At 74.7% G+C, this 26,175-nt stretch carries 19 protein-coding genes; 11 read left to right on the top strand and 8 right to left on the bottom strand.

Translation table 11 applies throughout. The features are described from left to right. The 6 genes from EBN88_RS07555 to EBN88_RS07530 all read right to left on the bottom strand — a co-directional run. The coding region (locus tag EBN88_RS07555; protein ID WP_147472675.1) for an AMP-binding protein at positions 1-387 on the bottom strand (387 nt) is incomplete at its 3' end. Then, positions 384-2,375: a condensation domain-containing protein gene (locus tag EBN88_RS07550; protein WP_122183040.1), complete on the bottom strand. Its 1,992-nt coding sequence runs from the start codon at positions 2,373-2,375 to the stop codon at positions 384-386. The genes EBN88_RS07555 and EBN88_RS07550, both read right to left, overlap by 4 nt. Next, positions 2,365-4,140, bottom strand: a complete 1,776-nt coding sequence (locus EBN88_RS07545) for a non-ribosomal peptide synthetase (RefSeq protein WP_122183039.1) — start codon at positions 4,138-4,140, stop codon at positions 2,365-2,367. The genes EBN88_RS07550 and EBN88_RS07545 overlap by 11 nt, the downstream gene beginning before the upstream one ends. A 1-nt stretch (position 4,141) precedes the next feature. Next, a complete protein-coding gene (locus EBN88_RS07540) occupies positions 4,142-4,402 on the bottom strand; it encodes an MbtH family protein (protein WP_122183038.1) in 261 nt (86 codons plus the stop codon). Continuing rightward, positions 4,399-5,166, bottom strand: coding sequence for a HalD/BesD family halogenase (locus EBN88_RS07535; RefSeq protein ID WP_122183037.1), 768 nt, complete (start codon positions 5,164-5,166; stop codon positions 4,399-4,401). Before EBN88_RS07535 ends, EBN88_RS07540 begins: the two co-directional genes overlap by 4 nt. 153 nt (positions 5,167-5,319) lie before the next feature. After that, on the bottom strand, positions 5,320-6,384 hold the full coding sequence (locus EBN88_RS07530) for an ATP-grasp domain-containing protein (RefSeq protein WP_122183036.1): 1,065 nt from the start codon (positions 6,382-6,384) through the stop codon (positions 5,320-5,322). 227 nt (positions 6,385-6,611) lie between these two features. Here EBN88_RS07530 and hppD point away from each other — a divergent pair, with 227 nt between their 5' ends. Genes hppD through vioD form a run of 6 tightly spaced genes read left to right on the top strand, consistent with a single transcriptional unit; the run spans position 6,612 to position 17,771 of the window. Continuing rightward, positions 6,612-7,652, top strand: coding sequence for a 4-hydroxyphenylpyruvate dioxygenase (gene hppD, locus EBN88_RS07525; protein ID WP_122183035.1), 1,041 nt, complete (start codon positions 6,612-6,614; stop codon positions 7,650-7,652). Next, positions 7,649-10,222 carry an aminotransferase class I/II-fold pyridoxal phosphate-dependent enzyme gene (locus EBN88_RS07520; protein ID WP_122183034.1) on the top strand — a complete coding sequence of 858 codons (2,574 nt, stop codon included), beginning with the start codon at positions 7,649-7,651 and terminating at the stop codon, positions 10,220-10,222. The genes hppD and EBN88_RS07520 overlap by 4 nt, the downstream gene beginning before the upstream one ends. Continuing rightward, the gene (locus tag EBN88_RS07515) at positions 10,215-12,362 is read left to right on the top strand and encodes an amino acid adenylation domain-containing protein (protein ID WP_158621336.1); all 2,148 of its coding nucleotides are present in this window, start codon (positions 10,215-10,217) and stop codon (positions 12,360-12,362) included. The genes EBN88_RS07520 and EBN88_RS07515 overlap by 8 nt, the downstream gene beginning before the upstream one ends. 56 nt (positions 12,363-12,418) lie before the next feature. Continuing rightward, complete coding sequence (locus tag EBN88_RS07510; RefSeq protein WP_122183032.1) at positions 12,419-15,619, top strand: amino acid adenylation domain-containing protein; 3,201 nt, start codon at positions 12,419-12,421, stop codon at positions 15,617-15,619. A gap of 26 nt (positions 15,620-15,645) precedes the next feature. Beyond that, entirely contained in the window at positions 15,646-16,650 is a 1,005-nt protein-coding gene (gntD, locus tag EBN88_RS07505) for a guanitoxin biosynthesis L-enduracididine beta-hydroxylase GntD (RefSeq protein WP_122183031.1), read from the top strand. Beyond that, positions 16,647-17,771 carry a capreomycidine synthase gene (vioD, locus tag EBN88_RS07500; RefSeq protein ID WP_158621335.1) on the top strand — a complete coding sequence of 375 codons (1,125 nt, stop codon included), beginning with the start codon at positions 16,647-16,649 and terminating at the stop codon, positions 17,769-17,771. Before gntD ends, vioD begins: the two co-directional genes overlap by 4 nt. A 64-nt stretch (positions 17,772-17,835) precedes the next feature. Here vioD and EBN88_RS07495 read toward each other — a convergent pair whose 3' ends face one another. Further along, positions 17,836-19,530, bottom strand: coding sequence for a carbamoyltransferase N-terminal domain-containing protein (locus tag EBN88_RS07495; RefSeq protein WP_122183029.1), 1,695 nt, complete (start codon positions 19,528-19,530; stop codon positions 17,836-17,838). A 144-nt stretch (positions 19,531-19,674) separates the two neighbouring features. Here EBN88_RS07495 and EBN88_RS07490 point away from each other — a divergent pair, with 144 nt between their 5' ends. After that, entirely contained in the window at positions 19,675-20,052 is a 378-nt protein-coding gene (locus EBN88_RS07490) for a DUF5655 domain-containing protein (protein ID WP_122183028.1), read from the top strand. A gap of 471 nt (positions 20,053-20,523) precedes the next feature. Here EBN88_RS07490 and EBN88_RS07480 read toward each other — a convergent pair whose 3' ends face one another. After that, positions 20,524-21,369 (bottom strand): aldo/keto reductase, encoded by an 846-nt coding sequence (locus EBN88_RS07480; protein ID WP_233580519.1) that lies wholly within the window; start codon positions 21,367-21,369, stop codon positions 20,524-20,526. A gap of 56 nt (positions 21,370-21,425) precedes the next feature. On the opposite strand from EBN88_RS07480, the gene EBN88_RS07475 reads away from it, so the two are divergent. From EBN88_RS07475 to EBN88_RS07460, 4 genes are all read left to right on the top strand, one after another. Continuing rightward, positions 21,426-21,671, top strand: a complete 246-nt coding sequence (locus EBN88_RS07475; protein ID WP_122183027.1) for an MmyB family transcriptional regulator — start codon at positions 21,426-21,428, stop codon at positions 21,669-21,671. Positions 21,672-22,532: 861 nt separating this feature from the next. Then, positions 22,533-23,567: a glycoside hydrolase family 5 protein gene (locus EBN88_RS07470; protein WP_122183026.1), complete on the top strand. Its 1,035-nt coding sequence runs from the start codon at positions 22,533-22,535 to the stop codon at positions 23,565-23,567. Positions 23,568-24,026: 459 nt separating this feature from the next. Further along, entirely contained in the window at positions 24,027-25,145 is a 1,119-nt protein-coding gene (locus EBN88_RS07465) for a glycoside hydrolase family 43 protein (protein WP_325052732.1), read from the top strand. A 275-nt stretch (positions 25,146-25,420) separates the two neighbouring features. After that, entirely contained in the window at positions 25,421-26,158 is a 738-nt protein-coding gene (locus EBN88_RS07460) for a GntR family transcriptional regulator (RefSeq protein WP_122183025.1), read from the top strand. Positions 26,159-26,175: the final 17 nt, after the last annotated feature.

Below are 26,175 nucleotides of genomic sequence, written 5' to 3'. Positions count from 1 at the left end.
GCCGGCCGGGCCGCCCTCGGCCGTCACCACCGCCCCGAGACGGGCCTCGCGGGCGACGCGCGCCAGGGCCTGGGGCGGGTAGCCGACGTCGAGCGGCACGTAGGCGGCGCCGGCCTTCAGCGCGGCCAGCGCCGCGACCACGAAGTCCGTGCCGCGCGGGACGTGCACCCCGACGCGTGCCTCGCGGCCCAGGCCGACGGCGCGCAGCCGGGCGGCCAACCGCTCGGCGGCGGCGTCGAGTTCAGCGTAGCTGGTCCGTCGGTCGCCCTCGCTCAGCGCGACCGCGTTCGGGGCCTCGACGGCGCGTCGGGCCACCGCTTCGTGCACGGTCGCCGCCGAGGCGGGGGCGAGGTCGTCGGCGCGGGCGGCCGTGTCAGTAGTCGTCATGTGTCACTCACGCTCCGGTGGTTCCTGCTCCCGTACGGCCCCAGCGGGGTGCGCGTCCGGGATGTGGTGGGCTCGTTGCGGTCTCCGGGGGCGCCGCGCGCCTGGTCGCGGGCGACCTCGGCCAGCACGTCCGCGATCCGCCGCTGGGGCGGCACGGGCGTGGTGCCGCCCACCAGGTGGACGAAGAGGCGCTCCGTCAGCGGACGCCAGGCGGTTTCGCCACGCGCCGGGCGGGTCAGCACCAGGTGCAGCGGGCCGCCGTGGAAGACAGGTCGATGGGCGGGGCGGATCAGGGAGGCGCGGGCGGAGCCGGCCTTGGGCCCCGGCTCGCAGTCGACGACGAACACCGGGGCGAGTTCCCGCGTCCTGGTCGTCGCCAGCCGCGCCAACTCCTGTGCGACCAGCCCGCCGTCGCCCCAGCCGGCGAAGACGACGCCCGTGGCGAGCACCGAGGGCGGCAGGGCGGCGAACGCGCCCGCCGCCAACCGCGCGACGTCGCCGCCCGGATCGGCGTCGACGCGGAAGCCGATCACCGAGACGTCCGGCGGAAGGTCGGCGGCCAGGGAGGCGCAGGCGTCGGCCGGGCCGTTCGGCGCCGGCGCGACCACCACGGTCGGCGTGCCCGGGCGGAACCGGGTCGGCACCACGCGCACCGCGCCGCTCCCGGACCGCGAGCCGCCCTCGCCCCCGGCGCCCGGGGCGCGCGCCGCGCTGGCCAGCACGTCCAACGGCGAGTCCGGCTCGCGCACCACCGCCCCGACGAGCCGGCCGTAGGTTTCCGCCATCGCCGCCACCCGCTCGCCGCCGACGGCCGCCGGGTCGAAGCACCAGGCCAGGCGGAGGCCGTCCGCGTCGGCCCTGGCCCTCAGCCACACGTCGAACGGGGCGGGCGGGTCGTCGAAGTGCAGCAACCGGGTCCGCAGGCCGGGGAGTTCGGGCGGCTCGTGCAGGGGATAGCGCATACTGAACGCGGCCGGGGTGCGTCGGCCGGGGCCGGCGGCCAGGTCGTAGGGGAGTTCCTGGTGGGCGAAGTCCCGGCGGGCCAGTTCCTGGGCCGCCATGGCGGCAGCCGCGAAGCCCGCCCCGCCGTCCAGCCGGAACGGCACGGGCAGCATCCCGTTCAGCCGCCCCACCGTGTCCGCCAGGCCAGGCAACAGCCGAGTCCCGGCGGCCGGCACGCCCACCACGGGGTGGTCCGTGCCGAGCTCGGGCCCGGCGACCCAGGCGTAGAGGAGCAGCAGGTTCAGCCAGTCGGCGGTGCCGAGGCGGCGGCCGAGCGCGCTGAGGCCGTTCGCCGTCTCGGAGTTGACGCGGTGTTCCCACACCGCGCCGTGCCCCCGCCGCCCGCCGTCGCCGGCCGGGAACGGCTGCGTCGGCGGGGCCTCGGCGAGGCGGTCCCGCCAGTAGGCGGTGTGCCGCTCCCAGGAGCCGTCCGCCTGGCGGCGCGCCACCCGCGCGGTGGCCTCCCGCACCCCGGGCGGCAGCGGCCGTGCGGGCCCGGTGGTCAGGCCGCTCTCGCGGGCGTATGCCTCCCCCAGGTCGCGGAGCAGGATCTGCCAGGACCACTCGTCCACCCACAGCGGGTGGGCGGCCAGCACCAGCAGGTGCTCCTGCGGCGCCTGGCGCACCAGCAGCGCCCGCAGCCCGGGGCCGGCCGGGCCGTCCGCCGTGCCGACGAGCCGCCGCGCGGAGGCCGTCAACGCGCCCTCGGGCAGCGGCCCGACGCGGTCCAGCGACCCGTTGACCACGCCGAGCACCCGCTGGCGCGGCGGCCCGTCGTCCGACGTCCGCACCACGCACCGCAGCCCCTCGTGCCGGACGTGCAGCGCGGCGAGCGCCCGCTCCAGGGCCGGCTCGTCGAGGGGACCGGTGAGCCCGAGGCCCGCCATCGACAGGTCACGCACCGGGGCGCGCCACCACTCCGCCTGGGCGACCGAGAGCGGGCCGCCGGGGTGGATGTCCACCTCGCGCAGGTCGTCAACCGTCATCGCGGGCCGCCTCGTTCCGTTGCGCCCCGGCCACGGCCCGGGCCACGGCGGCGACGGAGGAGTCCGCGATGAAGTCGGCCACCGGAACCTCCACCCCGAAGATCTCCGGCACGGCCGCCAACATCCGGATGGCCTCCAGGCTGTTGCCGCCCATGCCGAAGTAGTCCTCCAGCGGGGAGGCCGGCACGCTGCCCAGGGCGGGCGCGAACAGCTCGGTCGCCACCCGGTGTTCCAGCGCGGTGAACCCGTCGAGCCCGCCGGGGCTCCCGGCCGCCCCGGGGGCCTCGCCCTCCAGCAGCGTGGTGAGGGCGAGCCGGTCCACCTTGTCGGTGAGGGTCCGGGGCATCGCGTCCAGGACCAGGACCCGCTCGGGAACCATCCAGGTGGGGAACCAGGCCGCCAGCCGGGCCCGCACCTCGGCCGCGTCCAGGCCCCGGCCGGTCACCACGGCGGCCAGCAGCTCACGGCCGCGCACCTCGAACGCGTCGACCAGGGCCTGGCGCACCGCCGGGTCCCGGCGCAGCACGGTCTCGATCTCGCCGGGTTCGACGCGCACCCCGTTGACCTTCACCTGTCGGTCGCGCCGGCTCAGATAGAGCAACTGCCCGTGCGCGTCGCGGCGCACCATGTCGCCGGTCCGGTAGAGCCGGGCCCCGGGGGCCGTCGGCTCCGGGTCGGGGACGAACGCCAGCGCGGTGGCGGCGGGAGCCCGCCAGTAGCCTCGGCCGACGACGGGCCCGCCGACGCACAGCTCGCCGACGCTCCCATCGCCGACGGGGGCGAGGTGGGCGTCCACGACGCGCAGCTCCGCCTCGCCGATGCCCTCGCCCAGCGGCACCCGGGCCATGCCGGCCGCCCGCCCCCGGTCGGGGACCCCGGCCGCCGCCGCCACGGTCGTCTCCGTCGGCCCGTAGCCGTGCCAGAACCGCACCGAGGGGGCCCACCGTTCGGCCAGCGCGCCGGAGCAGGGCTCGCCGCCGGAGAGGATCAGCCGCAGCCCCGGCACCTCGGCCGGGTCGATCAACTCCAGGACGCTGGGCGGGATGTCGGCCACCGTGACGCCGTGGTCACGGATCATCCGGGCCAGGGCGAACACGTCGGACCGCTCCGCGCGCCCGGCGACGACCAGCTCGGCACCGGCCGCCAGGGCCGTGAACACCTCGAAGACCGAGGTGTCGAAGGCGAACGAGGAGAACTGCAACACCCGGTCCTCGGCCGTGACGGCGAACAGTTCCCTGGCCGCCGTCACGAAGCTCGCCACCGAGCCCCGTTCGATCATCACCCCCTTCGGCTGGCCGGTGCTGCCCGAGGTGTGCAGCACATAGGCGAGCGAGGCGGCGGGAACGGGGGTTGAGCGACCGCCGGCGTGGTCCTCCGGGTGGCGGGGGACCCGGCCCAGCCGCGCGCCGTCGACGACCTCCCTGACGCCGGCGCGGGTCAGGGACTCCTCGCGGCGCTCGCGGGGCGTGGCCGGGTCCACCGGCACATAGGCGGCCCCCGTCAGCAGCACGGCCAGGACGGCGACCACGGTGCCGGCGGTGCGTTCGGCCAGGACACCGACCCGGTCCTCGGGCCCGGTGCCCCGTGCGACCAGGCCGGCGGCCTCGGCGCGGGCGGCGGCCCACAACTCCCGGTGGGTCAGTACGGTGCCGTCGGCGTCCCGCACCGCCACCCGGTCGGCGTGCCGGTCGGCGCCGCGTGTCAGAACATCGAGCAGGTCGCCGCCCGTCGAGGAGACGGGGGCCGGTGCCTGAACCATCGTCATCTCAGTCGCCACCCCCGGTCGACTCCATCCAGCGGCGCACGCTGGCCGGACGCATGTCGGTCCAGACCTCGTCGATGTGGGCGAGGCAGTCGTCGCGGAGCCCGCTGAACCCGGTGCGCTCCCAACCGGCCGGCAGCTGCCAGCCGTCGGGCCACACCGAGTACTGCTCCTCGATGTTGCGCACCACGTCGAAGGCGACGTCGGGCCGGTCGAAGACGCTGACCTCGAACTGCTCCTCGGTGTCGGGGGCCGCGCCGCTCATCGGCCGTCCTCCGCGCCGCCGAACATCGCGCTCATGGTCTCGTGGGTCATCTCACGCCCCAGGTCGGCGATCGAGCCCCAGCAGGTGTTGAGGATGACCCGGCTGGTGTCGCGGGTCAGCGGGGTGGTGCGGTGCAGCGTGGTGTCGCTGCGCAGGAAGTAGATGTCGCCGGAGGTGAACGTCCAGGTCTTCGGCTCGCGGCTGGCCAGCCACCGCTCAACCTGCGGGTCGTCCTTGTTCCACGTGCTGTGGGGCACCGTCTGGAGGGCGCCGCCGGCGCTGAGGTCCGGGACCTCGAACAGCCAGATGACCGTGAACGGGAAGTCGCCCCAGTGCCAGCCGTGGGTGTCACCCGCGCGGTACTGACGGGTGATCACGTACTGCTCGTCGTCGAAGGGGCAGTCGATGACCTCCTCGCCGGCGACCCGGCCGAGGAACGTCTTCAGGGCCGGCGAGCCGTACAGCTCGGGGATCAGGTCGGACTGCTCGTGGATCGCGCCCTGGTGGACGGTGCTCATCGAGCGCTTGGTGTTGCTGGTCGTCGGGATGGTGATGTCGATGCGCCTGGCCCGGTCGACCAGGGCGTCGACCTCGGCGTGCAGCCCCTGGAAGACGTCGTCCGGGACCAGGCCGTTGAGCCGGACGAAGCCCTCCTCCTCGAAGTGCCGGGCCATGTCGGCGACCTGCTCGGGGGTGAACGCGCGCTCCAGATGCGCGCCGATGCGGGCGTCGAGCGAGGTCGTGGGGTCGGTCTGGGTGGTCACAGTGGTGCTCCTGTCTGAGGAAGGAGAGGAAGGGTGGAAAGGGGTGGGAAGGGGTGGGAAGGGGTGGAAAGGGGTGGGAACGGGTCGGGAGGGAGGAGCGGGAGGGAGGTGGGATGCGGGTGGGAGCGGGGGACGGTCCGGTGCGGACCGCCGTCAGACACCAGCCATGGCCGGCAGGTCGGTGAGGAGGGGCGAGGCGGTCTCGTCGAGCAGGGCGTCGACCGCCGCGTCCGACACCCCCAGGGCGCGCAGCCCGTCGATCCGGTGCAGCAACTCCTGCGGCGTCGCGGCGACCACGGTCAGGCGACTGGTCGCGTAGACACCGCGCTCGGGCAGCACGAACCGGGGGCCGGCGTGGGGAACCTCGACCGCGCAGCGGAGCGCGGGCAGGGACTCGGGCAGGGGCCGCGCGTCGTACCAGGAGAGGATCGGCTCGGCGGCGGCCAGCGCCGACATCCGCAGCGTGCCCGAGACGCGGGGGTTGATCTCCAGCACCTGGGCCACGCCGTCGTCGCCCACCAGGTACTCGACCTCCAGGAAGCCGTCGGCCTCCAGGGCCCCGGCCAGGTCGGCCGCCGTCCGGACCAGCCGTGCGGCGAGCTCGGGCGCGACCGTTCCCGGTGCGCACAGCCGGGTGCGCTGCCAGGGCGGCACCAGCTGTCTGCTGGTCGGCCCCTTCCAGACGGGGGGCAGCACGGTGGCGGTCCCCTGCCGGGCGAAGACGTTGACGGAGAACTCCACGCCGTCCCGGTAGACCTCGCCGTACTCGTCGGCCGACGGGGTGTCGGAGCTGCGCCCCAGGCGGATGCCCCGGCTCTGGGTGCCGGTGCGCTGCTTCCAGACGGCGTCGGCCGGGGCCATCGGCCAGTCGGGCGCCGCGCGTCGCGGCGCCCGCCAGGGCGGCGTCGCTACCCCGGAGCGGCGCAGGAAACGCTTCATCTCCACCTTGTCCAGGGCGAGTCCGACGGCCGTCGCCGACTGACAGCGCACCGGGTGGCCCGCCCGTCGCAACTCCCCGGCCCACGCCAGGTCGCGGGCCAGCGTGTCGTGGTCGGAGACGAAGACGAACTCCCGCTCACCCGGGGCGGTTTCCAGGGCGGCCAGCTCGGCGCGGTCGGTGGGCGCGGCGAGCCGGGGCCGGTCCGCCTCCGCCACCCGGAACTCGGGCAGCCAGCCCGCCACACTGTCGCTGGAGATCACATGGATTCGTTGACGCATCTGGTCATCCCGTTCTCGACGCGGTGGACGGTGTGGACGCCTGGTGGGCAGGGCGAGGCACCCGACACGATCCGTGTCCGAGGGCGCACCGCCCGACGTGAAGGAGCCTGGGACAGACCTCTATGGCCGGCCTATACGGCGGGCCGGGCGGTATAGGCCGGCCATAGCGGGCCTGGTGAGGCTGGCGTGGCAGGCAAGCACCTCCACCGTCCGTTTCTGGAGCTGAGATGACCGCCGACTCGCTCGCCCATGTCGAGCTGTACGTCCACGACGACGCCGAGGCCCTCGCCCACTTCACGTCCGCCCTGGACTTCACGCCGACCGCGGTCTCCCACCGGGGCCCCGGGGGCAAGGCCAGAAGGTCGACCCTGCTCACCGGCGGGTCGGTGCGGCTGGTGGTGACCGCGCCCACCGGCCCCGCGGACGAGGTCGCCGCCCACCTGGCGCGGCACGGGGAGGGCGTCGTCGACATCGCCTTCGGCTGCCGCGACGTGCCGGCCGCCTACGGCCGCGCGGTCGCGGCCGGGGCGGCCCCGCTGCGCCCGCCCACCGGGGACCAACCGACCGCCCGCGTCGGCGGGTTCGGGTCCGTCTCGCACACCCTGGTGCCCCCGACGGCACCGCTGCCGCCCGGCGACTGGCGGACCACCGGGGCCGCGCGCCCGGCCACCGCGCGCCAGCTGGACCATGTCGCGGTCTGCCTGACGGCCGGCACGCTTCAGTCCACCGCCACGCACTACGGGTGCGCGTTCGGCCTGAACCGCTTCTCCTCGGAGTACACCGAGGTGGGCGACCAGGCGATGGAGTCCCTGGTGGTGCGCGACCCCGCCGGCTCGGTCACCTTCACCATGATCCAGCCGGACGCGACGCGGGCCCCGGGCCAGATCGACGCGTTCCTCGCCGCCAACGGGGGCCCGGGCGTCCAGCACCTGGCCTTCCTCGTCGACGACGTGGTCGACGCGGTGCGCCGGCTCGGGCCGCGCGGCGTGGACTTCCTGTCCACGCCGGACGCCTACTACGACCGGCTCGTCGAGACCGGGGCCGCACCGGCCGGGCGGCTCGCGGCGATCCGCTCGGCGGGGGTGCTGCTCGACCAGGACGAGTGGGGGCATCTGTTGCAGATCTTCACCCGCTCCCCGCACCGCGACGGCGGCCTCTTCTACGAGCTGATCCAGCGTGAGCGCGCCCGCGGCTTCGGCAGCGCCAACATCCGCGCCCTCTACGAGGCCGTGCGGCGCACCGAGGCCGCCGGGGCGTCGAGCCGGTGACCGCCCCCACCCGCCCCGTCCGCCCGGGCCGGGCGCTCCGGCCCCGCACCGCGGCCGACTACCACCGCGCGGCGCGCGAGCGACTGCCGGAGAACGTCTGGGACTTCGTCCAGGGCGGCGCGGGAGAGGAGCGAACCCTGCGGGCCAACACCGAGGCGTTCGACCGGACCACACTGCGGCCCCGGGTGTTGACCGGCACCGCCACCTGCGACACCTCGGTCGAGGTGCTCGGCGGCACCTGGGCCGCGCCGTTCGCCGTGGCCCCCATGGCCTACCACGGGCTGTGCCACCCCGAGGGGGAGCGTGCCACCGTCGCGGCGGCCGGCGCGCTGGGGCTGCCCATGGTGGTGAGCTGTATGGCCGGCGTCGCCGTCGGTGAGCTGCGGGCGCTGACCCCGGCACCGCTGTGGTTCCAGCTCTACGTGTTCCGGGACCGGCACGTCACCCGGGAGCTGGTGCGGCGGGCCGAGGCCGCCGGCTGTGACGCCCTGGTCGTCACCGTGGACACGCCCCGGCTGGGGCGCCGCCACCGGGACGCCGCCAACGACTTCCGCGTCCCACCGACCCTGCGGCCCGTCAACCTGCCCGAGGCCGCCGGGACCGCCGACCCCGGCGGCCACGCCCGCGCCGCGTTCCGCCCGGGCCTTGACTGGTCGGTGGTGGCCGAGCTGCGCCGGACGACCCGGCTGCCCCTGGTGGTCAAGGGCGTACTGACCGGGGAGGACACGGAGTTGGCGGCCCGCCACGGCGCGGACGCCGTCATCGTCTCCAACCACGGCGGGCGGCAGCTGGACGGTGCGCCTGCCGCCCTGGATGTGCTCCCCGAGGCCGTCGCGGCAGCCGCCGGACGGCTGCCGGTACTGATGGACGGCGGGGTGCGCCGGGGCAGGGACGTGGCGACGGCGCTCGCCCTGGGCGGCGCCGGCGTTCTGGTCGGCCGCCCGGTGCTGGAGGCGCTGGCGGTCGGGGGCGAGCACGGGGTGCGGGACCTGCTGGGGCTGCTGTGCGCCGAGTTCGAGGACACGCTCCTGCTGAGCGGCCAGCCACGGGCGGCCGACCTGGACGTCTCGCTGCTGACCCCGCCGGCCCGGCCCCCGACCGCCGCGCCCTCCGCCCCCGCGCGGGCGGCGGCGGGGGAGACCGGGGAGGTCGGGAAGGTCGGGGAGGTCGGGGAGGTCGGGGAGAAGGTCATCGCCGTCGATGACCTGCACGGCAGCCTGCGGGACCCGGTGCTGGGCACCATGTCCTTCCTCAACGAGATCACCCTGCGCCACCCCGAGGCCATCTCCTTCGCGCCGGGCCGGCCCAGGACCGAACCGCTCGACAGCGAGCAGGTCATCGCCGACGTCCGACGCTGGCTGGCGGACCTGAGCGCACGGGTGGGCCCACAGGAGGCGCAGCGCACCCTCCTCCAGTACGGCCCGAGCGCGGGCCTGGTCCGCGACCACGTCGCGCGGCTGCTGCGCACCGAGGAGGACACGGCGGTCGACCCCGCTTCCGTCGTGGTCACCAACGGCCTCCAGGAGGCGCTTTTCCTCACCCTGCGCGCGCTGTTCGGCTCGCCCGACGATGTCCTGATGCTTCCCGAGCCCTGCTATGTCGGCGCGACCGGGGCGGCCCGGCTGCTGGACCTGCGGGTGGCCGCCGTTCCCGACGGCGACCCGGCCGGGCTCCCCGAACGGGTCGCCGCCGTGGCCCTGGCCCAACGGGCCCGTGGGCTGCGGCCGGTGGCCTGCTACGTGGTGCCGGACGCGGCCAACCCACGGGGCACGACGCTGGACGCGGCGACCCGCGCCAGGCTGCTGGCGACCGCCGCCGACGTGGACCTGCTGCTGCTGGAGGACACGCCCTACCGGCCCTTCACGCTGGCCCCGCCCCAGCCCACCCTCAAGTCCCTCGACCGCGCTCGTCGGGTGGTCCGGCTGGGCTCCTTCGCCAAGTCCGCCTTCCCCGGCGCCCGATTGGGCTTCGCCGTCGCCGACCAGTGGGTGGCCGAGGCAACCGGCCGCCATCTGCTGGCCGACGACCTCGCCGCCCTCAAGGGCATGGTCACCCTGAACACCTCGACGCTCAGCCAGGCCGCCGTGGCGGGGCTGCTGCTGCGCTCGGGCCACGACCTGCACCGGGCCAACGACGCGCAACGGGCCGGCTACCACGCCACGTTGCACCGCGTCCTGGCCACCCTGGAGCGGCTTTTCCCCCCGGTGGAGCGGAAACGGCTCGGGGTGTCCTGGACCCGCCCCGACGGTGGTTTCTTCCTTGCGCTCACCGTGCCCTTCCCGGCGGACGACGCGCTGCTGGCCCGCTCGGCCGGCGACTACGGGGTGCTGTGGACGCCGATGCGGTACTTCGCCGTCGGCGCCCGGGGCGCCGGCGAGCGCACCTGTTTCGACCACGTCCTGCGCCTGTCGTTCAGCGAACTCTCCCCCGACCGGGCGGAGGAGGGACTGACCCGGCTGGCGCGGCTGGTCAGCGACCGGCACGCGGAGATCCATGGCCCCGCCGGGCCGGCGACCACGCCGGAGCGGCCCGCTTCGCCCGCCGGGGAAGGAGTCGTGTCCCGTGCCTGACCTCGTCGATCGCCCGCCCCTGGACGTACCTCTCCTTCCGGAGCTGGTGGCTCGCTGGGCCAGCGAACGGCCGAACGCCACGGCGGTCCTGGCAGCCGGGACGACCCTGGATCACGCGACGCTCGACCGGCTCAGTCGCCGGGCGGCGGCCCGACTGCGGGCCCTTGGCGTGCCGCCCGAGGGCCGCGTCGCCGTGCTCGCCACCCGCACCGTCGCCACCGTGGCCCTGTTCCTCGGGGTGCTCCGGGCGGGCCGCGTCCTCGTGCCGCTCGGCCCCGACCACCCGGCGGACCGCACCGCACGCGTCCTCGCCGACAGCGCCCCCCACCTCGTGGTGGCCGACGCCCCTTCCAGCCTGCCCGAGGGCACCGCGAGCGTCCCCGCCGCCGCGTTCCTCGACGACCGAAGCGAAGAGAACGAAGAGAACGCGGACGGCCCGTGCGCGGCGCGCGACGCGCTCCACCCGGACCAACTCGCGTATCTGCTCTACACCTCGGGCTCCACGGGCGAGCCCAAGGGCGTCGCGGTCACCCACCGGGCGCTGGCCAACTGCCTGACCGCGACGGCCGCCGACTCCGGCATCCGCCCCGGCGACCGGCTGCTCGCCGTGACCGGGTGGACGTTCGACATCGCGTTCCTGGAGACGTTCCTCCCCCTGGTCGCCGGCGGCGAGACCGTGCTCGCCGGAGACGGGGAGGCCGGGGACGGGCACCGGCTGGCCGCCCTCCTGGACCGGACGCGGCCCCGCTTCCTGCACGCGACACCGGCACTGTGGGAGATCCTCCTGCTCGCCGGCTGGCCGGGTGACCTCGCCCTGGAGGCGTGGTGCGGCGGCGACGTGGTCTCGCCCCGCCTCGCCGCCCGGCTGACGGCCCGCACGGCGGGCGTCCGCCACCTGTACGGGCCCACGGAAACCACCCTCTATGTCCTCTCCCGTCTCCTGCCCCCCGGCCCCCAGCCCGGCGTGCTCCCCGCCGGTGCCCCGATCGCCGGGGTCACCGCCCGGGTCACGGGTCGCGACCTGGCCGAGGCGCCCGCCGGCGCGACCGGCGAACTGTGCGTGGGCGGCGTCGCGTTGGCCCGTGGCTACCACGGGAGGCCCGGCGCCACGGCCCTGCGGTTCGTACCCGCGCCCGGGACGGTGGGCGGTCGTCTCTACCGGACCGGCGACCTGGCCCGCCGGCGCGCCGACGGCGAGTTCGAACTCCGGGGCCGGGCGGACCGGCAGGTGAAGATTCGTGGTCACCGGGTCGAACCGGCGGAGGTGGAACACGTGTTGACCGGGCATCCCGCCCTGACCGCCGCCTGCGTCGTGCCCGTCGCCGTCCGTGGCGAGACGGCGTCCCTGACCGCCGTCGTGTGCCCGGGCGTTCCGGTCCCGACGACCGAGGCCGCGCGCCGCCTGCTGGCCGGCGTCCGGGAGCGCGTGGCCGCGGCCCTGCCGGAGGCGATGCGGCCGGCCGACTACGCGCTGCTGCCCGAGCTGCCGCTCACCGTCAACGGGAAGGTGAACCGGGCCCTGTTGGCCGCCCTGGCCGCGACGCGGCACTCCGCCCCCGCTCCCTCGGCGGCCGACGCCGCCCCGCCCGACCTCGGCCCGCTGCTCCGTGGCCGGCTGACCCGGCGGCGGGCGGGGCGCCCCGGGGTGCCGGCGGTGGTGTTCGTCGCGGAGGGCCGGGAGGAGGCTCGCGCCCTGGACGGCTGGATCGCCGCCCTGGAGGAGACCCGCCCGGTCTGGCTGCTCGATCCCACGGCCCCGCCCGACGCCACGCGGCCTCCCGCTGCCCCGTTCCTGCTGGCGGGCCTGCGGCGGGGGGCGTCGGCCGCCTTTCGCGTCGCGGCCGAGGCCCGCGCCGCGCACGGCGCGTGGCCGCCCCTGGTGATCGTCGACCCGGCCGGCCCCTCCGGCCCACCGCCGGGGCGGCGCCCGCCGCGCGAACTGGTCCAGTGGGTGCGGCTGACCGGCGGACGGGCCGACGACGCCGGGCCCGAAACCGCCGAGGCCGACGCGGCCGACGCGGCCTGGCGACGGCTGACGGGCCATCGGAGGCCGCTGTCCCTGGGGCCCTGCGACGTTCCCGGCGTCCCGTCGGACGACGTCGCCGAACGGCTGGCCGCCCTGGTCTACGCCCTGGGCTGACGCCCTTCCCTGACGAGTCCCGCCCTCCAACGACCCGGGAAAGGAGACCGGCCCCGATGACGACCGGCCGCTCGCCGCTCTACCTCAGCCTGCCGCTCGACCGCACCCCCCTCGACCCCTACCGGCCCGGGCGGTGGTCGGCCCCCGTCGGCTGGGCGACCCCGCCGGCCCCCGACGGCGTGCCGGTGGCCACGGCGACCGCCCTGCTCGTCGCCCTGGTGAGGGAGTTGGGCGAGGCGCGCACGGTCCTGCTCACCGGCGCCTGCCGGACGGAGCACCAGGCCACGGCTCCGCTCCACGCGTTCCCCGCCGAGCGGACCGAGCCTCGTCTGCCGCCGACCGCCGAGGCCGAACGGTCCCTGAGTCGGCCGCTGCCCGAGGCAGCCACCGTGCCGGCGCGTGGCCACCTCCACGACCGACCCGACGGGGCCGTGGTGGCCAGCGTCGCCTGCGCGGCCGGCAGCGACCCGGTCGCCGAGGCCGACCTCGGTCTCATCGAACGGGACGGCCGCTGGCACCTCTTCGCCTCGGCCGATCTCTGGCACGAGGAGACCGCCCGCCGGCTGGCCACCCGGCTGACGGCCCTCCGCACGGCGGCCGAGGACACGGCCGGCGAGGGCACGGCGGCCGAGGACACGGCCGGCGAGGCGGTCGACGGGGGCGACTGGCGGCCCGTGGGCGAACTGGTCGCCCAGGCCGCCGCCCGCGCCCCCCACGCGGTGGCCGTCGAACAGGACGGCGCCACCCTCACCTACGCGCGGCTGCGCGCCCGCGTCGCGGCCCTCGCGCGGCGGCTGCGAGCCGTCGGTGTGGGCCGCGAGTCGGTGGTGGCCCTCCACCTCTCCCCGTCCCCCGAACTGGTGGTCGCCCTGCTCGGCGTGTGGGAGGCCGGGGCCGCGTTCCTGCCGCTCGACCCGCGCAGCCCACGCGAGCGGACCGCCACCGTCCTGGCCTCGTCCGGGGCGCGCCTGCTGCTGACCGACCGGTCCCCCGCCGACGCCCCGCCGTTCGCCGGCCCCCGCCTCACGGTCACCGCCGGGGACGACGCGGACCCAGCGACGGAGTCCCCGGGTGAACGGCGCGCCCACGCCGGCCAGTTGGCCTGCGTCTTCCACACCTCGGGCTCCACAGGGACGCCCAAGGGCGTGATGTTCACCCACCGCGAGCTGGCCGCGTTCAGCCTCGCGATGCGGGACGCCTTCCGGCTGGGTCCCGACGACCGGGTGCTGCAACTCGCCCCGTTCGGCTTCGACGTGCTGTTGGAGGAGGTGCTGCCGGTCCTGGTCGCCGGCGGCACGGTGGTCATCCCCGAGACGCCCCTGCTGGAGAGCGGGGCCGACCTCGCCGACTACGTGGCGCGGCACCGGATCACCGGCTTCGAACTGACCGCCCCCTACTGGCAGGAGTGGGTGGCCACGCTCGGCGGGGAGGGGCGGGGCATCCCCTCCCCCGTCCGCTTCGTCGCCATGGGCGGCGACCGCGTCGAGCCCGAACAGGTCGCCGCCTGGCGGGAGTTCGGCGTGCCGCTGGTCCATGTCTACGGGCTGACGGAGGCCACCTGCACCACGACGACGTTCCGCCTGGAGCCGGCCGGCTCGCCCGAGGTCGCGACGCCTCCCCTGGGCACCCCGCTGCCCGGGGTCCGGGTGCACGTCCTGGACGGCCGGGCCCGCCCGGTCCCCCCGGGCGGCACGGGGGAGCTGTACGTCGAGGGCGGGCTCGCGCGCGGCTACCTCGGCCAACCCGGCGCCACCGCCGCTCGCTTCGTTCCCTCGCCCTCGGGCCCGCCGGGCGCGCGCTGCTACCGCACCGGCGACCTGGTCCGGGTGGACCACGCCGGCCGGCTGGAGTACCGGGGCCGGGTCGACCAGCAGGTCAAGCTGCGCGGCTTCCGCGTCGAGTTGGCCGAGGTCCAGGCCGGTGTCGCCCGCCACCCGGCGGTCAGGCAGTGCGTCGCCGTCGTCCGCGAGGACCGGCCGCGCGACCGGCGGCTGGTCGCCTACCTGGTCCTCGCCGACGGGGCCGCCGCCCCCTCCGCGCGAGAGCTGCGGGCCCACGCCGAGAGCGTGCTGCCCGCGTTCATGGTCCCCTCCGCCTTCGTCGTCCTGCCGGCCCTGCCGCTCACCGTCAACGGCAAGTTCGACCGGGCCGCCCTGCCCCCGCCGCCGGCGGCCGGCGGGCCGACGACCGGGGCGGGCCGGGACCGTCCGCCCTCCCGGGAGGCGGCAGTCACCCGGCTCCTCGCCGAGGTGCTGGGCGTGGAGAGGGTGGGCGGGGACGACAACTTCTTCGACCTGGGGGGCCACTCGCTGCTGGCCATCCGCCTGTTGGCCCGGCTGCGCGCCGAGTGGGGGCTGGACATCGGGCTGCGCGGCTTCTTCCAGGAGCCGACGGCGCGCGGCCTGACCCGCCTGCTGGACCGGAGGCAGACCGGACGCGCGGACTACGACGTCCTGCTTCCGCTGCGCCCGTCGGGAACGGAGCCCCCGCTGTTCTGCGTCCACCCGGTGACCGGGCTCGGCTGGTGCTATGCCGGCCTGGCTCGTCACCTGCCCGCCGACGTCCCGCTCTACGCGCTCCAGAACCGGGGCATCAACGCTCCGGGCCGTCAACCCGCCGACCTGGACGCGCTCGTCACGGACTATCTCGGCCAGATCCGCGCGGTCCAGCCGGACGGCCCCTACCGGCTGCTGGGCTGGTCGCTGGGCGGCAACATCGCCCAGGCCATGGCCGTCCGGCTGCGCCGCGAGGGCCAACGGGTCGATCTCCTGGCCCTGTTGGACTCCTTCCCCGCCCACACCTGGGACGCCGGGGCCCCGCCGGGCACGCGCGGCGAGGGCGAGGACGACGTCTTCGCCGTCGTGCTCGCCGAGTTCGGCGCCGCCCCCGACAGCGAAACGCCGTGGGACGACACCCCCGGTGAGGTCCTTCTGCGACATGCCGGGCCCCGGCTCGCGGAGTCGGGACTCGACCCGGACCTGGTCGCCGCCGTCGCCTCGGCGGCGGCGCGCACCGTCCGCCTGGTGCGCCGGGCGAGGGTCGAGCCGCACGACGGCCCGACGCTGCTCTTCACGGCCGCCGCCGGCGACGGCGGTGGCCGTTCGGCGGACCTCTGGCGCGGGCTGCTCACCGGCCCGCTCGTGACCCAGCGGGTCGACTGCGCCCACGAGGAGATGACCGGCCCCGAACCGCTCTCCGTGATCAGCCCCGTGCTGCACCGCCACCTCGCGTCCGTGCCCCGGCCGGTCGCGCTCTGAACCGGAACACGAGAAAGGCTCGTCCCATGCTCACCGAAGCGCGACAGGCCACGGCCGCCCCCGTCGAGCGAACGGCGACCCTGCTTCTGGACGACTTCGAGGCCGCGCGGCTGCGCGGCCTCGCAGCCCAGGTCACCGCGGAGTACCGCTCGGTCGCGAACCCGGAGTTCCTTGCCGAGTCCACCGTCATCGCCCACGAACTCCCTCGGCGTGTGCGGTCCTTCCTCAACCGGGCCCGGCTGGACGACATCGGCCACACCGTGGTGGTGTCCGGCCACGCCCTGGACGCGCTCGGGCCCGAGCCGACGCCCCGGCACTGGCGGGAGGCGGACACCGAGCGCAGCCGGGCCTACGCCTTCCTGCTGATGCTCCACGCCGCCCTGCTGGGGGACGTCATCGGCTGGGCGACGCAGCAGGACGGCCGGCTGGTCACCGACGTCCTGCCGATCCGCGGCCAGGAGAACAGCCCCATCAGCTCCAGCAGCCACGCTCCCCTGGGCTGGCACACCGAGGACGCGTTCTCCCCCTCCCGTGGCGACCACATCGGCCTGCTCTGCCTGCGCAACCCCGACCGGACCACGACCACCGTCTCCCATGTGGTGCCGGCCGCGCTCGGCGACGCGGCCAGGGAGGTGCTGGCCCAGGCGCGTTTCCTCATCGAGCCCGACCCCTCCCACTCCCGGCGCGGCGGCACCGCCGTGCCGCGTCCCGTTCCGGTGCTGACGGGTCCCGAGGACGCCCCGCAGCTGTGCGTGGACCGCGACTACACCTCGGCCGTCCCCGGCGACGCGGAGGCGGAGCGGGCCCTGGCGGAACTCGTCGCCCACATCGACGCCAACCTGTACGAGCTGCCGCTCAGGCCAGGGGACCTGTGCTTCGTCGACAACCGCACCGTGGTGCACGGCCGTTCACGTTTCCGGCCCCGCTACGACGGCACGGACCGCTGGCTGAAACGCGTCAACGTGGTGACCGACCTGCGCAGGACCAGGCCGGAGCGCCTGACCTCCGACACGCGGGTGGTGGGACGGTGACCGCCGCACTGGGCGGGATCGCCCCCGCGCTACTGGAGGACTGGTTCCGGGACCGCTACTTCGCCGCCACGACCGACATCTCCAGCTCCGGCGTGCGGAACTGGGCCCTCGGCGAACTCAGGGAGCTGCTGGGCGTCTCGGTGGCCGAGCTGGACGGGCTCGTCTTCCGGGACAGCCCGTCCTGCGGGCGGCAGGAGTTGACCGACGCCGTCGCCGACCGCTACCGGCCGGGCCCCGACCACCGGGTGATGGTGACCCACGGCTCCAGCGAGGCCCTGTTCCTGGCCCTCTCCGCGCTGCTGCGGCCCGGCGACGAGGTGGTCGTTCCCCGGCCCGCCTACCAGTCCCTGGTCTCCACGGTCGAGGCGCTCGGCGCGCGGCCGGTGCCCTGGGAGCTGGCCCCGGCCGACGGCTTCGCGCCGGACCTGGACCGGCTGGCCGCGCTGCTGGGCCCCCGCACCCGGCTGGTGGTGGCCAACTTCCCGCACAATCCCACCGGGGCCTCTCTCACCCCGGACGACCACGGCCGGTTCCTCGACCTGATGGCCCGTCACCCCGCGTTCCTGCTGTGGGACGGGGCGATGGCGGAGCTGGTGTACGACGGGGACCGCCTGCCCGATCCGACCGGTGTGCTGCCGCGCGCGATCTCCACCGGCTCCTTCTCCAAGGCGTTCGGACTACCCGGGCTGCGCATCGGCTGGTGCGTGGCGCCGCCCGACCTCGTGCGGGACATGGTGCGGCTGCGGGACTACACCACGCTCAACTCCTCGCCGCTGAACGAGTTCCTGGCCACCGCCGTGCTGCGGGGGGCCGACGCGGTGCTGGCCCCACGGCTGCGGACCGCCCGCGCGAACCTGGACGCGCTGCTGTCCTGGGCGACGGCCCACCCGGACCTGATCGACTGTCCCCGGCCGCGCGGCGGGGTGACCGCCTTCCCCCGGCTGCGCGGTCTCGACGACACTCGTCGGCTGTGCGAGTGGCTGGCCGACGAGCGCGGGGTGCTCACCGTGCCGGGGGACTGCTTCGGCCACCCCGACCGGGTGCGGATCGGCTTCGGCGGTCCCACGGACGAGTTGGCCAGGGGACTGGCGGAGCTCACCCGGGCTCTCCGCGCGCGCTGACGGCTCACCCTGTGTGGTTGGCCCCCGCCTTGGCGGGGGCCAACCACACGAGAGCGGAGAGGAGTCAGCGGCTCACGCGGTCGCCGGCGGGACCGGGCCGGGTGTACAGCACTCCGCCGGACCAGACGTAGCGGGTCCCGCCCCAGCGGGCCGCCGACGCCACGTCGGGGAAGAAGCCCCGCCCGTTGTGGTTGGCGCTCGTGTTGCACAGCACCGGCACCCCGCTCAGCCGGGCGTAGGCGGCCAGCACCCGGGCCGTGGCGCTGGACGCGTCCGCGTCGATCGTCTGGAGCCGGGCGGTGCCGTCGAGGTGGACGACGGCCGGCACCCGCTCGGCCCAGTCGCCGCGCAGCCGGTGCTCGAAGAGCATGTAGGGGTCGGCCCCGCCCGGGTCGAAGACCTCGGCCGCGCGCTCGGTCAGGCAGATCGGAGCGACCGGGCGGTAGTCCTCGCGGCCCTTCAGCCGGTTCAGCCGGCCCTTCATCGCGGGGTCGACGGCCGGGGCGAGGATGCTACGGTTGCCCAGCGCACGCGGCCCCAACTCCGCACGCCCGGACAGCACCACCACCGGCTCGCCCTCGGTGTGCAGCAGGGCGGCCAGGGCCTCCTCGTCGCAGGCGGTCCCGGTCCACCCCGCCGGCAGTGTGCCGACAGAGACCTCGGGGCCGCTGTGCACGTCCCACTCCAGCGCGGTGTGCCGCGTCTCCCGGAACATCTCGCAGCAGGCGGTGCCGATCGCCGCCCCCGCGTCGTTGGGGAACGGCGGCACCCAGACCGAGGTGAACAGGCCCGTCGCGCGCATCCTGCTGTTCCACTTGATGTTGAGCGCGCAGCCGCCGCCGAGGCAGAGGTTGACCCGACGGCCGGTGAAGCGGCGGCGCACCAGCCGCACCAGCCGGTCGGTCACGGCCCTCCCCAGGTACTCCTGGAGCGTGGCGATGATGTCCGCGTTGGACAGCCCGGGCAGCAGCCGGTCCCGTTCCGTGGCCACCTTCTCGCCCAGCGCGAACGCGTTGTCCGGCGAGACCGTGGGGAAGTCGGCGACGAGCCGGTCGAAGACGGGGAACGCCGCCGGCTGCGGGGTGCCGAGCGCGGCGTAGGCCATGGCCTTGCCGGCGACCGACAGTTGGTAGCGGATGCGGGTGTCCTTGTCCATCTTCGAGGTGTCCCGGTGGAACGGCTCGAAGTGCGAGCAGAAGTCAGAGAAGTAGTTCCCCGACAGCGGGAGCAGCGAGGACACCAGCCGGACCGAGCGCGCGCCGGCGTCGACCAGGTAGAGCCTCGGCGTCGTGCCCCCGTCCCAGACCAGCACGAGCGCGTCCTCGCCACGGGCGGCGAACGGGCTGGTGCAGTAGGCGGCCAGCAGGTGGTTGGCGGCGTGGCAGTAGCTGGCGTACCCGGGGCTTCCCGGGGTGAAGTCGTACTCCTTGAAGGTGTGCCGGTGCAGCGGGCCGTCCTGGCCGAACCCCTCCACATAGGGCGCGACGGGCAGGAACATGCGCTCCTCGCCGTCCCCGATCATCACGCCCGGCTCGTCACGTCCCGCCTCCGGCCACCACCCGTCCACCACGAAACGATCGACGTCGGCCGGGTCCACCCCCTGGTCCCGCAGCACCCCGGTGACGCGCCGCAGATCGCCGAGCGGGCTGTAACGCGGCGCGTTGTCCAGCTTCTCCATCTCGACGCTGAACGCGAGGCGGTCGCCGTCCAGAAGAGCGATGCCTCCGTCGTGCGAGGCCTTCACACCGCAGATCAACATCGGGACTCCTCCGTCTCGACAGGCCCGCGCCGGGCGGCACGGGCCACGCCCGGCCCCCCATCGTGCGCGGGCCGCCTTGCAGGGAACTATGGCGAGCGGCCCACAGGCTGGCCGGGGGAGAACGCGCTCCCTAGACTCCCCGGCATGACCACACGCGACTGGACCGTCGAAGACCATCTGGCAGGAAAGCCCGCCGAGGCCGTCGCCCTCTACCACCGGTTCGCCGAACTGGTCGGCCACTGCGGGCCGTTCAGCCTCGCCGTCTCGAAGTCGTGCGTCACCTTCAAGGGCTCCCGCAGGGGCTTCGCCGGCGCACGCCCCACCCGCAACGGCCTGCGCGGCTACCTGGACCTGCAACGGAGGGTGGACGACCCCAGGTTCGGCTCGGTGGCGCCTTACACCAAGCGACTCTTCGTCCACCAGGTGAGTGTCAGCGCGATGAGCGAGCTCGACGACGAGTTCGCCGGTTGGATCGCCGAGGCCTACGAGGTCGGTGAGGGCGCCCACCTCCTGACGCCCTGACGCTGGACGACGCGCCCGACCGGGCCACCGCCCTGCCGGACTTCCGGCCCGCGAACGGGCCGAACTCCCCGCCGGGTTCTCCTCCGGCCACCGCTTCACCGTGCCGCTGATCGACAGGCCCACCTACCTCGACCACCTGCTGCACCGGCTCCGGACCGCCGACGGAACAGAGAGCGCGGAACGCTGGTTCGCTCAGGTGGGGTACGAGTGTGGCTTTCAGCCGCGTGTGACGCGGCGGGTCGGTGACCGCCAGCATTCTGCCACCGGTCGATGTCCGCCTGGCCGAGCGTGGTGAGGATGTTGCCCCGCGCGGCGGAGAAACAGCGGTGCCTGGCGAGCGCCTGGGAGACGTCGGCATAGCGGGTGCCCCCCAGAACCGTCGCCGCCCGCAGGTGGCGTGTTGAACGGGTCCACGACGAGCCCGTTCTCGGGGCAGGCGGCGGCGACGCACCGCAGCGGAGCCGGTGGCCGCTACCGCGTCTCCCGCTCCCACCAGCCGCGTGTGTCCACGTCCGCGGCGTCCGCCAGCGCCTCCAGTTCCGCGATCTCCGAGGCCGTGAGCCGCGTTTCGCGCGCGCGTACCAGCCCGTCGACATGAGCCGCCTTCGTCACCCCGACGATCGGGGTGGTCCCCTTGGCGAGGGCCCAGGCGGTGGCGACCTCGGCGGCGGACGCGCCCCGGTCCTCACCGATCGCCCCCGTCCGCTCCGTCAGCGGCTGGAGCCGGTCCAGGACGCCGTTGTACGCCGCCGCCCGTCCGCTGCCCTCCGGCAGCGGACGGGCCGGACCGTACCTGCCGGTCAGCGCCCCTTGTTCGAGGACCATGTAGGCGAAGAACCGCACGTCGTGGTCACGGCAGTAGTCGAGGAGACCCGCGCGGTCGGGGGCCCGGTGCAGGAGGCTGAAGTGGTTCTGGACGGCCTCCACGCGGAAGCCGGCCTCACCGAGGAGCCGGTCGGCGAGAGCGACCTGCTCGACGGTGTGGTTCGAGACGCCGACATGCCTGACCCCGCCGCTCCTCAGCAGCGGGATCAGAGGCGGCGTCCACCGTGCCACGTCGGCGGGATTGTGGACCCACAGCAGATCCACGTAGTCCGTGCCCATGCGGGCGAGGCTCTGCTCCAGCATGTCGGCGACCGGATCGTCGCCGTCCCCCGCGATCTGCGGCGTGAACTTCGTCGACAGCAGGTACGCGCCACGGTCCTGGCCCGTGAGGGCCTGGGCGAGGGCCGTCTCCGAGCGGCCCATGCCGTACACAGCGGCGGTGTCCCACAAGGTGAAGCCGTTCGACCGCGCCCTCTCGGCGACCTCCCGCAGGTCGGACGCGCTCCACCGGCTTCCGAAGTGGCCGTCGCCCGGCCGGCCGTCGTCTGATGCGCCACGACGGCGTCAAACGGCTCCGGCACCCCGACGTCGGCCATCTGGAGCTGACCTTCCAGTCCCTCGACCTCCACGTGTCGGACCGAGCCGTGCACGACCTGGTCGTCTACACCGCCGAACCAGGCACCGCGTCCGAGGACCGGCTCGAACTCCTCGCCATCTGGGCGGCCACGCGGTCCCGCGCGGCACAGCACGCCCACCGCTCCCCCGGGGCCGGGTCCCCGCCCCCGGACGCCTGACCGCAGGCGGCGGCCCCGCCGCGCCCCCTGCGGCGACGGCCTGCACGCGGCGTTGGCGTGCCGGATGGAGCGCGGAGAAGTCCGGGCGTCCCTCGCCGGGTGCTTCGCGCATCCGCGCCCACGGCACGCCGAACGTGTCGCGGTCGGCCACGGTCCCGTCCCCGTGCTTCACGTCCGCGACCACCGCCCGCACCGGCCGGTGGCAGCGCGGTCAGGAGGACTTCCACCGACACCTCGGCACCCACTCGGCCCCAGCTCGCCCTCACTCCGCGCGGCAACAACGAGGCCCGCCCCCGCCGCTCGACGGCAGAGCCGGCGGCAGCCGTCGGGGAGCAGCTCCGAGAGGCGCCGACGGCACGCGTCGGGGCAACGGATGGCGCGCCGGACGGCGTTGGCATCTGATGAATGTCGCGCAGACGTGTTGACTCCTTTTTGGGGCTGCTTCTAGCCTTCGGGGCGATGTCACTGCCCCCATGGCGGGTTGGGGTGGGACGGGACGCTCTCCGGGAGGGCTCGTGTCGTTCGCGCACGTACACACAGGAGCTGGCGCGAATGCCGGCCATCTCCCCCTGGGTGGCGCCATCTTCGTGCGGGAGGACCTCTTCGTCGCCGGTGGCGTCTTTTTTCAGGTCACCCATGTTTGCGTAAACATCCCGTCGTTGCTCTCCCCTGGGGAGGCAACTTCCCTGGCAGGGACAGGCTTTGGCCTCGCCACCCGGCATCAACCGCTCCCACGGAGCAGCGGGCCCCAGGAGGGCCCGGCAGCGGGTGACGAGACCAGCGCGGGCTCCGGAACGACCGCGAATCGTCCGGACGCCCGCTCTCTCGCGCACCACACACAACTCATCAGGAAGGCACGTCATGTCACGAAAGAGCCGCCCGAAAGCGTACTATGCGGCCGCCATCGGCACATCCGCGCTGCTGTTGGGAGCCGTGTCGCCCCTCGCGACCGCCGAGCCGAAGGAGGAGCCGTCGGCGCCGTTGGCCGTGAGCGAGTTCCAGGGCGTCAACTGGGCCGACCCCCGGGACAACTTCGCCTCGGACGCCGTGGTCCCCTCGGGACTGTCCACCGGCGACGACTACGCGACCACGTACGCCAAGGCTGAGTCGATCATCTCCGAGTTCGCGGCGCTGGGCGCCAACACGGTCCGGCTGCCGGTCAACCCGCCGTCCGTGAACGGCGACTGGTGGGGCTCCTACACCGGTGCGATCGACGCGGCGACCGACCAGGGCTTCAAGGTCATCCTGGGGTACTGGGAGGCGGACAACTCCAAGGACGGCCGGATCGACGACGGGGCCGCCTACGACGCGATGTGGGACGCGATCACCTCGGACTACGTCGGCAACGACGGGGTCTACTTCGAGCCGATGAACGAGCCGCACGGCTACGCCGAGTCGGAGTGGCTGGACATCGCGGCCGACTGGCTGTCGACCTATCCGTCGGTGCCCAGGGAGCGCGTGCTCATCGGCGGCACCGGATACAGCGAGGACGTCACGCCGGTCTGCGCCGACAGCAGGTTGGACGGCACGCTGCTGGCCCTGCACCAGTACGGGTTCTGGCACGAGGACTGGACCAGCTACGACCAGTGGGCCTCGGACCTGCGCGACCGGATAGGTTCCTGCGCCTCCCGCACCGTGCTCGACGAGTTCGGCGCCGCGATGACCACCGGGCTGGACTACAACGGCCCGATCAACGGCTCCAACGAGATCGCCTACATCCAGGCGGCGACCGACGCCGTCCGGGAGCTGGGCCTGGGCTCGGTCTACTGGCCGGGCCTCCGCAACGGTGACTCCTACTCGCTGACCACGCTCGGAGGCAGCGGCACCGACCTCACCCTTGAGGTCACCAACCAGAGCGGCCTGGACCGGCTGCACCACGCCTGGGGCCAGGGCTGACCCCCGACGCACCCCTCGTGCCGAGCCCACGGAGTCCTGGTGGGGCTGCCGCCCGGGGGACCCCTTCCGTTCGCCGGAACTGACCCCCAGAGCCGCGGGCTGGCACGTCCTCCCTCGCCGTTCGGCCGTGGTGAACCACCGTCCGCGCTGCCCTTCGGCCCAGACGTGGCGGCGCACCCCGCCCCGCGTGGGCGAAACGCCTCGCATCAGGGTGCGCCGGCCACGGCACGGACGCCTGGCCCGTCGCTCCGCTCGCCGGAGGGGAGCGACGGGCCAGGTGAGCGTGCGCGTCGCCGCCGGGGATGCCGCGCCAGCCCCACCGACCACCGCGCGTGGCGACGGGCGGCAGCGGCGTCCCGCACCGGCGCACGGGCCTGACGCGACGCCCACGTTCCGGCGCGCCGCCGGGACGTGGGCGCGCTCCGCTCCTCACACCTCAGGAACGAAGGGACCGACCTCGTGATCACAGACACCTCCCACGCGCCCGACCCAGCAGCCGCTGGCCGGGCCGCGCGTTCCCCCTCCCGTCGGCGGCTGCTGGGCGGTGCCGCCGGCGGACTCGCCGCCGCGACGCTCGCGGGAACGGCGTTCACCGGCACGGCGAGCGGCAGCACCGGGGGCCCTCGCCCCCACGAGAACGAGTACGGCGGTTACCTCTTCAGCTACTTCACCGGCGAGGGCAGCGAGAACGGCGAGCAGGTGTACTTCGCGCTGAGCGAGGGCAACGACCCGCTGCGCTGGCGGCAGTTGAACAGCGGCGCCCCGGTGCTCCGCTCCGACGTCGGCACGGGCGGCGTGCGCGACCCGTTCATCCTCCGCTCCCCGGACGGCGGGCGCTTCTACCAGATCGCCACCGATCTACGCATCCACGGCAACGGTGACTGGGACGGCGCGCAGCGCCACGGCAGTCGCGCCATCGTTGTCTGGGAGTCCGACGACCTGGTCGACTGGTCGGCGCCCCGGCTGGCCATGGTCTCGCCGGAGGCGGCGGGCAACACCTGGGCCCCCGAGGCCACTTGGGACGCCGAGCGGAACGTGTACGTCGTCTACTGGGCGTCCAAGCTCTATGACAACCCGGACCACACCGGCGACTCCTACAACCGGATGCTCTACGCCACGACGACCGACTTCGTCAGCTTCACCGAGGCGCGGGTCTGGATCGACCGCGGCTGGTCGGTGATCGACTCGACCGTGATCCAGCACAACGGTGTCTACCAGCGTTTCTCCAAGGACGAGCGCGGTGCCGACGACGCGAACCCGTACGGCAAGATGGTCTTCCAGGAACAGGGCACCGCGCTCACCGGCGAGTGGACCGCCGTGCGCGAGGGCATCGGCCACGGCGCCATCAGCAGTGGCGAAGGTCCGCTGGTCTTCAGGTCCAACACCGAGGAGAGGTGGTACCTCTTCATCGACGAGTACGGCGGCCGAGGCTATGTGCCGTTCGAAACCACCGACCTGGCCAGCGGCGACTGGCGCCTGGTCACCGACCACGCCATGCCGGGAAGCCCGCGCCACGGCACCGTACTCCCGGTGACCACAGCCGAGTATGACCGCCTGCTCGCGGCATACGGCGGATAGACACCGCTCACCGGAGCCGGCCGGCGGCGCCACGTCGCCGCCGGCCCCACCCCACGCGCCGCGCGTGCCAGGGGCCGCTCGGCGGGCGGTGACCGCGAAGCGGAACCAGCCCCGGCCGCTCCATGGGAGAGAGCACGGGGCGCCTCCGGAGCGAGCGGGCCGGTTGGCGGTGGCGGGGAGCCCGGCCGGTCCCGTTCGCGTCCTGCCGATCCCTTAACAGCGAAGAAATAAACGATCAAAGCGACGGAAACTGCGGCTGCTTAGCGTCTCCGGCCATGGATGCAGCCGCGCATACACGAGTGTCGACACAGCCGTCCGGGACCCCCGCAACCGGCGGGGCCGGACGGAACCGGCGCGAGGAGACCTACGTCGCACTGCGCGACATGCTGCTGCGGGGCGAGTTCGGGATGCGCACCCGGCTGGTCGAACTGCACCTCGCCCAGCGACTCGGCGTCTCCCGAACCCCCGTCCGCGAGGCGCTGGTTCGACTCGTCGCCGACGGACTGCTCCAGCGGCTGCCGGACGGCTTCCACACCGTCAGGCTCAACCTCACCGAGCTGCGCGACCTGTATGAGCTGCGGGTCACCGTGGAACTGCGGGGCATCGCCCGCGCCCTGGAGTCCGAAGCGGTGACGCACGATGCCGCCCTCCTCGAACCGTTACGCGATCACTGGCGGGCGCTGCGCGCCGACCTGCCGGCCCCCGACCCCGGGTTCGTGCTTCAGGACGAGGAGTTCCACCACACCCTGCTGCGCTCGTCGGGCAACCCCCGGCTGACGGAGACGCTGGAATCGGTCACCCTCCGAATCCGGCCGGCGCGAATGTACGACTACCTCACCGAGGACCGGGTCGAGCGGACCGTCGCCGAACACCTCGACATCGTCGAGCACGTCCTCGCCGGGCGCCTGCCCGAGGCGCTCACCGCGCTTCGCCGGCACATCGGGGAGTCCCTCGACGTCGTCGAGAAGCGCGCGGCGCACGCCATCGCGCGGATGGCGCTGCACCAGGTCTGAACACCCCCGCCACTCCA

This window comes from Streptomyces triticirhizae (assembly GCF_003696235.1).
Lineage (GTDB): Bacteria > Actinomycetota > Actinomycetes > Streptomycetales > Streptomycetaceae > Streptomyces > Streptomyces triticirhizae.
The sequence above is the reverse complement of the archived record's forward strand: the minus strand, read 5'-3'. Positions and strand labels throughout refer to the sequence as shown.